The 11815-nt window shown below is 46.6% G+C and carries 12 protein-coding genes and 1 tRNA gene; 2 read left to right on the forward strand and 11 right to left on the reverse strand.

Annotated features, from left to right (window positions below; all coding sequences use genetic code 11):
• Window positions 1-39: 39 nt before the first annotated feature.
• The gene (locus PPA03S_RS18785; RefSeq protein ID WP_036617497.1) at window positions 40-279 is read right to left on the reverse strand and encodes a post-transcriptional regulator; all 240 of its coding nucleotides are present in this window, start codon (window positions 277-279) and stop codon (window positions 40-42) included.
• A 225-nt stretch (window positions 280-504) separates the two neighbouring features.
• On the opposite strand from PPA03S_RS18785, the gene spoVB reads away from it, so the two are divergent.
• Complete coding sequence (spoVB, locus tag PPA03S_RS18790; protein WP_062325074.1) at window positions 505-2118, forward strand: stage V sporulation protein B; 1614 nt, start codon at window positions 505-507, stop codon at window positions 2116-2118.
• A 3-nt stretch (window positions 2119-2121) separates the two neighbouring features.
• Here the strand turns inward: spoVB and PPA03S_RS18795 are convergent, their stop codons facing one another.
• On the reverse strand, window positions 2122-2826 hold the full coding sequence (locus PPA03S_RS18795; protein WP_062325125.1) for a DUF421 domain-containing protein: 705 nt from the start codon (window positions 2824-2826) through the stop codon (window positions 2122-2124).
• Between the two features lie 228 nt (window positions 2827-3054).
• Here PPA03S_RS18795 and PPA03S_RS18800 point away from each other — a divergent pair, with 228 nt between their 5' ends.
• Window positions 3055-3447: a TIGR04086 family membrane protein gene (locus PPA03S_RS18800; RefSeq protein WP_062325077.1), complete on the forward strand. Its 393-nt coding sequence runs from the start codon at window positions 3055-3057 to the stop codon at window positions 3445-3447.
• Between the two features lie 140 nt (window positions 3448-3587).
• Here the strand turns inward: PPA03S_RS18800 and yajC are convergent, their stop codons facing one another.
• The 9 genes from yajC to PPA03S_RS18845 form a co-directional block, all read right to left on the reverse strand.
• Window positions 3588-3899, reverse strand: a complete 312-nt coding sequence (gene yajC, locus PPA03S_RS18805; RefSeq protein WP_062325079.1) for a preprotein translocase subunit YajC — start codon at window positions 3897-3899, stop codon at window positions 3588-3590.
• A 65-nt stretch (window positions 3900-3964) separates the two neighbouring features.
• Window positions 3965-5101, reverse strand: a complete 1137-nt coding sequence (gene tgt / locus PPA03S_RS18810) for a tRNA guanosine(34) transglycosylase Tgt (protein ID WP_062325081.1) — start codon at window positions 5099-5101, stop codon at window positions 3965-3967.
• A gap of 40 nt (window positions 5102-5141) precedes the next feature.
• On the reverse strand, window positions 5142-6170 hold the full coding sequence (queA, locus tag PPA03S_RS18815; protein WP_062325082.1) for a tRNA preQ1(34) S-adenosylmethionine ribosyltransferase-isomerase QueA: 1029 nt from the start codon (window positions 6168-6170) through the stop codon (window positions 5142-5144).
• A gap of 7 nt (window positions 6171-6177) precedes the next feature.
• Entirely contained in the window at window positions 6178-8253 is a 2076-nt protein-coding gene (locus PPA03S_RS18820; protein ID WP_062325127.1) for a SpoIID/LytB domain-containing protein, read from the reverse strand.
• Window positions 8254-8332: 79 nt separating this feature from the next.
• The gene (gene ruvB, locus PPA03S_RS18825; protein WP_062325084.1) at window positions 8333-9343 is read right to left on the reverse strand and encodes a Holliday junction branch migration DNA helicase RuvB; all 1011 of its coding nucleotides are present in this window, start codon (window positions 9341-9343) and stop codon (window positions 8333-8335) included.
• 55 nt (window positions 9344-9398) lie between these two features.
• Window positions 9399-10013 carry a Holliday junction branch migration protein RuvA gene (ruvA, locus tag PPA03S_RS18830; RefSeq protein WP_062325086.1) on the reverse strand — a complete coding sequence of 205 codons (615 nt, stop codon included), beginning with the start codon at window positions 10011-10013 and terminating at the stop codon, window positions 9399-9401.
• The gene (gene ruvC / locus PPA03S_RS18835; RefSeq protein ID WP_053779097.1) at window positions 10010-10513 is read right to left on the reverse strand and encodes a crossover junction endodeoxyribonuclease RuvC; all 504 of its coding nucleotides are present in this window, start codon (window positions 10511-10513) and stop codon (window positions 10010-10012) included. Before ruvC ends, ruvA begins: the two co-directional genes overlap by 4 nt.
• Before the next feature lie 304 nt (window positions 10514-10817).
• Entirely contained in the window at window positions 10818-11510 is a 693-nt protein-coding gene (locus PPA03S_RS18840) for a BofC C-terminal domain-containing protein (RefSeq protein ID WP_062325088.1), read from the reverse strand.
• A 224-nt stretch (window positions 11511-11734) separates the two neighbouring features.
• A tRNA-Pro gene (locus PPA03S_RS18845) sits at window positions 11735-11808 on the reverse strand.
• Window positions 11809-11815: the final 7 nt, after the last annotated feature.

The raw sequence follows: 11815 nt of genomic DNA on the forward strand, positions 1-11815 counted from the left end.
TAAAAAGCAGTCAATTTCCAACAAAAAAGATCCCTTTCGCTAGAAAGAGGACCCCCGGTATGCAGACACGGTCATAAAGTTCATAAAGCTTGTTGCTTTCAGCGACAATATGTCGTTCACCAGCTGGTGAAGCGGTGGAATGCCCTGCTTTTCATATTTATGACTAACGCAATTCCAGACATCTTTGCTGGTGACATATTCGTAACCGACAAGCCTTAATTCCTCTGCCTTGCTGCGGCAGAGCATCTCTATAGACTGTTCCAACTCCACATCATTCATATCTTCCAACGGGGAGCCTCCCTTCGTACATCCAAGCCTTTATGCGGCATCAATATTACATCATTCGACTTTACCCGATCATATTCCTTCTTGTGGATGATGGATCTTTTTGTTAATTGTGTCCAAGTTGTCATGAGAAGATAAAGGACTGGCATAGGATGAAGAACGACGGCTTTGTCCCGTTTATGAAAACCTGTACTTTTCAACCGGGAAAGAGGGGTATTCTTGAAGAAACAGACATTTATCCAGGGAGCCATGATCCTGCTCGCGGCAGGTATTATCAATCGGATTCTGGGCTTCATCCCGCGCATTGCGCTGCCACGGGTTATCGGTGCAGAAGGTGTTGGCATCTACCAACTGAGCTACCCCTTTTTCATCGTGCTCGTCACATTAATTACAGGCGGTATCCCACTAGCCGTAGCCAAGCTAGTTGCTGAGGCGGATACAGGTGCCAACCGCTATTCACCCCAGCGAATTTTGCAAATCAGCTTGAGCTTTACACTAACTCTTGGTGTTGTGTTTATGTTTTTGTGTATCATCTTCGCTCCTTGGGTCACTCGTTATGTTCTGACAGATGAGAGAGTATATCATACGTTTGTCAGCATGAGCCCCATGATTGCCATCATCGCCGTATCTGCTGTCTACAGAGGTTATTTCCAGGGGAAGCAGAACATGATGCCTACTGCCATTTCATCCATCGTTGAAACCATCATTCGTATCGTCTGTGTGATCTGGTTTGCGTGGCTCCTTTTGCCCCAGGGTATTGCCCAAGCTGCCGCAGGCGCCATGCTCGGAGCGCTTGTCGGCGAATTCTTCGGCATGCTCGTATTATTGTGGAACTATGCTAGACAGAAAAAGGAATCAGGACCTGATTTACTTCATTCCACTCGCACTTCTCACATGGAATCCAAGTCTAAGGTGATTAAACAGTCAACCGGATCACAGCCTGGACTACTACGTCGCTTACTCGCCATTTCGGTTCCGGTTACTGCTGGGAGATTGGTCGGTTCTCTGTCCTATTTGGCTGAAACAATTGTTACCGCCCAGAGTCTCGCTCTTGCCGGTATCTCCAAAGGACTCGCTACAGCTCAATATGGTGCGTTACAAGGCATGATTATTCCACTGCTGTTATTACCTGGTGCATTGACGTCCTCTTTAGCCACATCACTTGTGCCTTCCTTGTCAGAAGCTTCCGCTCAAGGTGATCGTGCCCTGATTCATAAACGAATGCACCAGGCCTTGCGGCTGGCACTCGTAACAGGTGCTCCATTTTCTGTATTTATGTATGTGCTTGCCGAACCGATGTGTCTCATGCTGTACAATGATGCATCGATCGGAAGCATGCTCAAGCTCATGGCTCCTTTTGCTTTGTTTATCTATATCCAGGCTCCGCTTCAAGCGGCTCTTCAGGCACTCGATCGTCCGGGAAAGGCACTGCTCAATACGTTTATTGGTGCTGTTATCAAAATTACGTTAATTTTAATGCTAGCATCCCGGCCGGAATATGGCATTTTTGGAGCGGTCATTGCCATTTGCGTGAACTCAACGGTAGTTACTCTGCTCCATGCAAGAAGTGTGCGCAGCCTGCTTCAGTTCCGTTTCAAAATCATGGATTGGGTCAAAACAGCGACGGGTATGCTCATCATGGGTGGTGCGACTCTTGTGATTTACGAGCAAACTGCGACTTTGCTTCCGTTTTGGCTACGAATGATCCTCGCTCCTTTGGTTGGTTTGATCGTTTATTTCATCGTTATGGGCTGGACTAAAATGATTGATTTTCACGATCTTTCCCGTGTTCCCATTATCGGTTCCTGGTTTAAGCGCCGTTCCCGTAAATAAAATTTACTTTTCATCTTTCAAACTTACGTATACTTTCCCGTTATGGTCGATGGAACATAAAAACACATCTTTGAAATCCAGAATTCCCTTCCCCTGCATCTGATTTTTAAGCCAAAATCTTGTTTTCTGAATGAGCTCAAGGTTCTGGTCCTGCACTTTACCATCCATGATCAGAGGCAGGGGCAGCCCTTCATACTTAATATTTTGGAAGCCATCGACCTTTTCTTTTCTTGCTTTTTGTATGCTATTCGTAGATCCATCCTTGCCAGAGGCATTATTGCCATTGGAGGAGGACTGATTTTTGGGGAAAACGGTTAACTTGCCTGTCGTCTCCAAAATGGCAAACTCCACTTCACCAATGCTATCAATATTTTGTTCCCGTAATTGAAGCAGAAGATCATCCAGGTTGTACCGCTGCTTGCGCATCTCATCCCGATGTAATGTTCCCTTGGATATCAACACGGTTGGTTTCCCATCAATTATTAGCCGTAATTTACGGCTCTTGAGACTGAGAAAAGCCATAACAATCTGCACGATAAGTACCGTCAACATGGGCACAATGCCATGGAATAGTGGTTTATCAATATCCTCAATTACAAAAGCGGCAATCTCTGCAAGCATAATGGAAACCACCAGATCAAACATGGACAGCTTCCCAATTTCTCGTTTGCCCATCAGTCTGATTGCACCGTAAACGATAAAATACATCAGTATGGTTCGAAAGACATGTGCACTGATATCTTCAAAATTCACAACAGGGTTCCTCCTTCAAATCCGAGTTTTATACAGGTACCTGCAGCGTAATCCCTATTTTGGCCTGAAGCTTACAGGCTCATGCAAATTTAAACTGTTCATTTAATGGAAAATTCAGTTCATAAGTCGGAAGGCTTGACCATACACTGTATTAATTTCAAACTTGTACAAGGGGGTTGCTTCATGCAGTTGATTCGCCGAATGGTTTCATTTCGAATGACTAACCCGACTCTTTCCGGCCTCTGTCATGCTTTTGTGTGGATGTTGCTGGGCGCACTGATTCTATCCTTCTTTCTCTGGATGACTGGAATGCGGGAACAGGATCTTTCTCTGTATACGTACGTCGTTCATGGCTTGTCCTTGCTGGTCGGTGGATTTATATCCGGTAAAAGGTCAGGTGAGAAAGGCTGGTATCATGGGGGCATTACGGGAGTGATCTACGGGCTGATTGTGTTACTGATTGGATTTCTGGCACTCGATGCTTCATTCAATTGGAAAGATAGTCTGCAGCTTGCAAGTGCATTTCTAATCTCTGCGCTCGGGGGCATTTTTGGAGTCAACACACGGAGATCATAGAGGGAGTACCGAGGTACCATTCGTCATAAAAATAAAAAGAGAACCGGGCCTCCAAAAGAGATCCGGTTCTCTGAACAATAAGAATACGCTGAAAACGTACTCTTAGCTCATAGCCTTACAGGCTTTAACACATCTATAATTTATTCAGCCGTTTCACGCGCAACTGCACTGCTAATCGCATTGCGATCAAATGTAAGTTTGGTTACATCGTTAACACGCAATACAACCACGTCATCCGTGATTTCAGCAATGGTTCCGTGAAGGCCACCGATTGTAACAATTTTATCGCCTTTTTTCAACTGGCCGAGCATGGCGTTACGTTGTTTCTGCTTTTTATTCTGTGGACGAATCATCAAGAAGTAAAAAATCGCAACCATAAGTACCAGAGGTACGATCAGAGACACAATTCCTCCGCCCGCATTGGCCGTTGTAGCTGTTAATCCTTGGAACATTCAAACTCCCCCTTATCGACTATACATACAAATAACCTTCTTACTTCGGTTCTGCAAAAACCTGATCAGAAACCTTTGTCATTGTCGTGAAGACCATATTGATCGAAAAATTCATCCCGGAAATCAAGCAGACGATCTTCCATTATGGCTTTGCGCACATTGCGCATCAAATTCTGCAAGAAATGAAGATTGTGAATGGTTGTCAAACGCAAGCCAAACGTTTCATCCGCCTTGATTAAATGACGCAGATAAGCTCTGGAATAGTTACGACAAGTGTAGCAATCACATTCAGGGTCCAGTGGCCCAAAATCGGTTGCAAACTTGGCATTACGAACTACCAGTCGTCCCTGGCTGGTCATCGTAGTTCCGTTACGGGCAATTCGGGTAGGCAGAACACAATCGAACATGTCCACTCCGCGAATCGATCCCTCAATCAATGCATCGGGTGAACCTACACCCATCAAATAGCGTGGTTTATTGGACGGCAACAAAGGAACTGTATAATCCAATACGCCATACATCAAATGTTTCGGTTCTCCAACACTCAGTCCACCAATAGCATACCCCGGGAAATCCATGGAAGTCAAATCTGCCGCGCTCTGACGGCGAAGATCTTCATGCATGCCTCCCTGTACAATGGCAAACAGCCCTTGATCATTCGGACGAGCATGACTTTCCAGACAACGTTCTGCCCAGCGGCTCGTTCTTTCAAGTGATTTTTTCACATATTCGTACTCAGCCGGATAAGGTGGACACTCATCAAACGCCATCATGATATCGGAACCCAGTGCATTCTGAATCTCCATTGCAACTTCAGGTGAAAGGAACTTTTTGTCCCCGTTGAGATGGGAGCGGAAGTTAACACCCTCTTCTGTAATTTTGCGCATCTCACTGAGAGAAAACACTTGAAACCCGCCGCTATCGGTCAAAATCGGGCGATCCCAGTTCATGAATTTGTGCAATCCGCCAGCCTGACGAATAATTTCATGGCCCGGTCTCAGAAATAGATGATACGTATTGCTCAGAATGATCTGAGCATCCATCTCTTTCAGTTCTTCGGGACTCATTGTTTTCACCGTCGCCTGTGTTCCTACGGGCATGAAGGTTGGTGTCTCAATAATACCGTGAGGTGTATGTACACGTCCCAGACGAGCTCCGGATTGTTTGCAGGTTTTGATATGTTCATACGTAATTGCTGCCATTGGTTTTAATCATCCTCTAGAAATTAATCGTATTGCCTTATTAATAAATCAACATAGCATCGCCAAAACTAAAGAAACGGTACTGCTCTTTAATCGCTTCCTCATATGCCTGCATAATATGCTCTCTACCCGCCAGCGCACTGACCAGCATAACCAACGTGGATTTCGGGAGATGAAAATTCGTAAGCATTCCATCGATCACTTTGAATGTATATCCCGGGTAAATAAAGATCTTGGTCCAGCCACTGCTTTCTTGCAACTGCCCATTCTCAAACTTGCTACCTACCGTTTCCAGTGTTCGACAACTCGTTGTCCCTACCGCAAATATACGATTGCCACGTTTTTTCGTTTCATTAATCAGATCCGCCGTCTCTTTAGACAAGGAATAATATTCCTCATGCATGACATGCTCCTCCACAACATCCACTGACATTGGCCGGAAAGTTCCGAGTCCAACATGGAGGGTGATGAAGGCGACATTCACGCCTTTGTCCCGAATTCGATCCAGCAGTTCATCGGTAAAATGTAGTCCTGCTGTTGGCGCGGCTGCCGATCCTTCGTGTTTCGCATAGACGGTTTGGTACCTCTCCCGGTCATCCAGTGTCTCTTTGATATACGGAGGCAACGGCATTTCTCCCAGACGATCCAGAATCTCCTGAAAGATGCCATCATAGGAGAACGTAAGCATACGAGCCCCCATTTCGCCTTCTTCATCAATGACTGCTTTGAGCTCGTCGCCAAAAACGATGACCGAACCGGCCTTCAATTTCTTGCCTGGTTTAACCAGCGCTTCCCAACGATCGCCTTCCACGTTTTTGAGCAAAAGCACCTCTGCCTTTGCTCCGGTATCCTCTTTGGTCCCAAACAACCTGGCTGGAAGAACACGAGTATCGTTTAACACCAGTGTATCTCCAGGCTGAAGAAATTCAATAATATCAGGAAACGTGTGGTGTTTAACCTCACCGCTTTCCTTGTTTAAGGTCAGTAACCGGGACGCCGTGCGTTCAAGCAATGGTGTCTGTGCAATGAGTTGCTCCGGCAATTCAAAATCATATAAGTTCACATTCATCTTGGATTCATTCCTTAACAATAGTCGCATTTTGATAATAGTGTTTCAATATTGCCTGGTAATCATACCCTTCATCAGCCATGCCTTTGGCTCCCCATTGGGACAAACCCAATCCGTGGCCGTTGCCCTGACCAATAAACATGAAGGTTTGGCCCTGCGTTACAGCTCTCGCTTGACCATCACCGCTCATCACTACAAGAGCATTACTGGATGAAGTTCCTGTACCGGAAGCAGATAGTACAGCTGCCCCTTGTGAGCCGGTTTTGCTTGCCGTCTTGCCGTCAGCGCCTAATACAGTATAACTTCCGGTCCCTGCAATATCAAATAAAGTGCTCGGTAATCCACCTAAAGCAGAGCGGTATGTATCTGCATATTTTACCGTCATGGGCTGGCCGTTGGCAGTAACTTCAAGTGCTCTTCCTGATGGCCCGCGCTTGGTGACTTCGAGCGTTGAGATGGAGGATGGAACAGTAGAAGTCGTTTTACCCTGCAGGGTTTTAACCAACTGGGCTGACGTGAACGGTCCTCTTACCCAAGCATAATCGTTGGACTGCGGCACTCTGGCCAGAACAACAGCCTCGTTGCCTGGATTCATTTTCGCTATCGGCTCAACATTTGACTGAATTAACGGAATGGGACGCACATTGGTATTTTGGGCAGTAACCGTCACTTTGGCCAGCCCTGCATCTGTTTTGGTCGTCAGTTCCTTTATATTATCTTCACGGATGTACCCGCTGACTCCAGAGCTCAGCAGTACATGGTACCATGTATGTAAGCCTGCTTGAGCCGACGTGTCCCCGGGACTGTCTACATTACTGAACACACCCGCGCCTCCGTTCCATACTTCGGATGGATGTGCAGTCTTTCCCCCCGCATTGGAAGAGAATACAGCTTCCACAATTTTACCACCGCTCTTGATAACTTCTCCAGAGGTGGCGTCAACTGCACTGGAGACTTTATCATTTTCTGAACCCATTCCGTTGTATGCCTGACTCAGCGTTGTATCCACAACATTGGCAATTTTGAAACGGTCTCCCTGTTGAAGCGCATAAGAGCGTGCAGCGACAGCCTGTACTTTCAGCGCCTCTGTTGGCCACGATGAATAAACTTCTGCACCGACAACAGAGTATAAATATTGCTCCAGTGGAACTACATTAACCAAAGCCAAATCGCCGCTTACAATGCTAATTTCCATGTCACCGCGATACGTCCGCCCGGAACGCTCCACCACTTTGATTCCGCTGCCGTCTCCTTGCACAAAGACTTTAGCTTCACTGCCGGCAATAGTGTAATGCGGGGCTGTTTTTAAGGTGTCTGTACTTAAGCCTGCATCCTGGCGGATTATAAGTGCGGCACTATTACTATTTACCGGAGATAGGCTTACTCCCGGAACGCTGGCTTCCACATTTTTCTTCAGTGCTGCCAGCTCTGCATCACTTGTAGCTTCTCCAATCCATACCGTATACCCCTGAGTACCGCCACTCAGCTGCAGTACTGTATAAGAGCTAAACCCCGCTCCAGCTATGGAAGACAGTGCTGCCTCAGCCTCTTGAAGCGAACTGTAGGTTCCTGTAGAGAGACGTTTGCTGCCGGTCACTGCGGGCTGCTGGCCACCCAGCACAGCTGCTGTTACCTTCTGTACACGTGCTACCGCTTGTCCAGCCAAGGCTTCTGTAGCATAATTCCCCGTGTACAGCTGGTAAGTCGCTTTCCCACTCAGAGACGATGTAAATAACAATGGCTTGTCACTGGTTGCCTGCAACAATTTTGCAGCTGCTGCCGCCGTTTTGAAATCGCCTGTTTCCAACACTTTTACGCGGAATCCATCCACAGTGAAACGAATTTGTCCTGCTGGAAGAGTTATACTTGCTCCGCTTTCCGAACCAATATTCCATGTTCCACCCGACTCAAGCGTAATCAGTGGTGTAGTCGCTTTATACGTACTCCCCAGGTTCGCAAACATGGCTACCCGGATCATCTGCCCGTTGCCCTCAGCGGCATAAACAGGCACTTGCAGGCATCCTACGGTCAACAGAGCTGCGGCCAATACCTTCAAACGCCGACTCCACTTCTTCGTTTGCATTACTTTCCCCACGATCAGACTCCTCTCCATATTGCTCCCAAGTTTTATTTAAGATATCCGATTGATATAAAATTTTAAATTACTTCCCATCTCTCGGTGGAACCGGCAGTCCCAAATGATGATAGGCCATATCCGTTACAATTCTGCCTCTTGGTGTGCGTTGAAGCATGCCAATCTGCAGCAGATAAGGCTCGTAGACATCCTCAATGGTCTGGCTCTCCTCACCAATTGTAGCGGCAATCGTATCCAATCCCACCGGGCCTCCCCGGAAACTATTAATCATTGATTTGAGCATTTTGTGATCAATTTCGTCCAATCCACGTGGATCAATCTGAAGGCGTTGCAGTGCTTCTTCCGCGAGTGCCTGTGTGATGATGCCATCTCCCCGTACCTGGGCAAAGTCACGCACCCTTTTCAGGAGTCGATTGGCTATCCTCGGCGTCCCACGGGAGCGCAATGCGATTTCTTCGGCTGCATTACCAATAATCTCCACCCCTAAAATCTCTGAGGCTCGTGAGACGATATAGGCCAGCTCATCCACCGTGTAGAACTCCAGCCGACTAATAACGCCAAACCGGTCTCTAAGAGGGGCAGACAGCAAGCCTGCACGCGTTGTAGCGCCAATCAGAGTAAACGATGGCAGATCAAGACGTACGGAACGGGCACTTGGACCTTTACCGATCATGATATCCAACGCAAAGTCCTCCATCGCCGGGTACATCACTTCTTCTACCGTACGATGAAGACGGTGAATCTCGTCAATAAACAGGACATCCCCCTCTTGCAAGTTTGTGAGCAACGCGGCCAGATCACCTGGGCGTTCTATTGCTGGTCCCGATGTCGTCCGTAGGTTAACGCCCAATTCGTTGGCTATGATGTTAGCAAGTGTTGTTTTCCCCAGTCCAGGTGGACCATATAACAGCACATGATCGAGCGCCTCATTACGCATTTTGGCGGCCTCAATGTATATTTTCAAATTTTCCTTGACCTGGTTCTGCCCAATATATTCATTCAGATACCGGGGACGAAGGCTCAGCTCAACCGCTTGGTCCTCCATCATCAGGTTCGCGGAAATAATCCGGTCATCCATGTTCATCCCTACCTTTTTTGTGCGGGTTACTGCTTGATTCGATATGCAAAATTAGTTATCCCGTAAACAGCATTTGCAGTGCCCGTTTCATCAACACATCGACAGAATCGGCCGAGGTAACATCCTTCTTCAGCTTGAGCCATACCTTATCCAGTTCACTGTCTGTATAACCCAACGCCTTGAGACCTTCACGTGCTTCGTCCCAGGCAGAGCCGCTTCCTGCTTCTTCTGAAGGTGGAGCGAACAAACCTGTTGCATATGTTGCAGCCCCGAATCCATCCAGTTTGTCCTTGAGATCCAGGATCATACGTTGTGCTGTTTTCTTGCCAATTCCCGGCAGCTTGGTCAGAAACGTCAGATTCTCTTGATAAATTGCTGTCACGACATGGTCCGGCGTACCGCCAGCGAGTATCCCCAGAGCTACTTTAGGTCCAATACCTGATACCTCGATCAGCTTGCGAAATAACTTCTGTTCCTCCCGAGTAGCAAAACCAAACAGCAACATCGCATCTTCACGTACATGATGATGGGTATACACCATAATTTCGCCTTCTTGCTTCGCGAATGCATATGGATTCGGACAGAACACACGATAACCGACACCATGAACATCAAGTACAATATATTCATTCTCCAGATGTACAAACTGTCCTCTTAAAAAATCAATCATTTTCGCAATACCTCATTCAACTTGGAATTTAATGTATAAGAGTGGGCATGGCACACAGCTACAGCCAAAGCATCCGCTACGTCATCCGGCTTCGGAATGACCTGCAGACGCAGAAACATTTTGACCATCTCCTGAACTTGCCGCTTCTCGGCTTTGCCATATCCCACGATCGCCTGTTTAATCTGCATCGGCGTATACTCGGCAATAGGCAGTCCCTTCTGAGCTGCAGCCAGTACCATAACCCCTCTCGCCTGACTGACAGACATTGCTGTTGTTACGTTACGATTGAAAAAAAGTTTTTCCAGCGCTACCGCGTCCGGTTTATATTTATCGATCAGCTGTACCATGCCCTCATATACATGAAGCAGTCTTTCCTCTTCAGGGGTATGAGCTTCCGTCTGAATACAGCCATATTGTACAGGCGTCACTTTACTGCCGATTTTATCCACAAAACCAAAACCAACAATCGCTATCCCCGGGTCAATTCCCAAAAAACGCAAAACCATCTCTCCCTTACAAAAGCGAACATATGTATCGTTCATTTCATTATAACAAAAGATAGACCCTGCGGCAGGAAAAACTTTGTCCGGATCATTTACTCGCCTTTATTTGTGACTAAACTACAATCGCTATCTTCAATTTTCAAACATTTCGGTCAAACAACGACAAAAAGGACATCTTCCGATGTCCACTTGGTTTCATCTTCGTATGAATACAACGTGTCACTCACTATGCTGTACCCAGCTTCTTCTCATCTCATGATGCAATAGAATGAATAAGTGCAGGTCGTCAGCCTTTTCTTATTCATCCGCCATTGCGTACTTCTTTACCGGCTTCGTCCACGGCATAATCACTGAACGTGGATATCACGCTGTCATATTCATCCTTATCCTGGATACGGATACCCTGCTGCAGCTGCTCCAACACACCCTCAGGCAGTGAAGTCTCCAACGAGCCTACATCCATCTGAAAAAAAGTACGAATAACTTTCTCTTCTCCAGGTCGGCCTTCGTAAAGATTGAGATTACCGACCGCATCTATACTGATATATGCCTGCTCTTTACATATTGGAGAAAGATCATCAACATGCTGCTTAATGTGCAATACTTCTGGTGATTTAACCTCCGCTTCCCATTCGGGATGTTGAATGAGTAATATTTTCAACTGGGGGACAGCCATCTTGCCTAATTGTTCCGTTTCCACTCCGCAGATGTATTGTGTCTCCATAACAACGCTTGTTAAATGGTCCGGATCAGGTCCAAGTTGCTCCACCAAGGTCTGAACTTCTTCTTCAGATCTTGGTTCCATTGCTGCAGGTCCCATTGTGGATACAGCCTCGCTGAAATTGGTTGTTAGTAAACGCTCGATTGCAGAAGAAATAGGCAAACCACTGTAAGTTAGTATAGCTACGGCAATCAATGCTGCTGTCATCCATACGGTTCGTTTCCACCGGCGCCAGCGTCTCTTGAATTGTTTTTTGAAGTTAAACGTGTTCACATGAACCCCTTCTATCACTTTTTAAACCTATTGTGACCGAAAGGTCTGGGCTTTATGCAGCTATAACATGAATGAGATAGCATTCCCCTACGTTTTGACTGCAATCGCGATAGAGGCTTTACTACTTGTATCATTACTCATCATCGTTCCCCACGAATTGCAAAATAGAGCTAAAATAAACGCAAAAACGGATTATCTATAATAGATAATCCGTTTTTTTGAGATCGGGATGACACGATTTGAACATGCGACCCCCTGGTCCCAAACCAGGTGCTCTACCAAGCTGAGCTACATCCCGTTATTTT

This window comes from Paenibacillus pabuli NBRC 13638, assembly GCF_001514495.1.
Lineage (GTDB): Bacteria > Bacillota > Bacilli > Paenibacillales > Paenibacillaceae > Paenibacillus > Paenibacillus pabuli.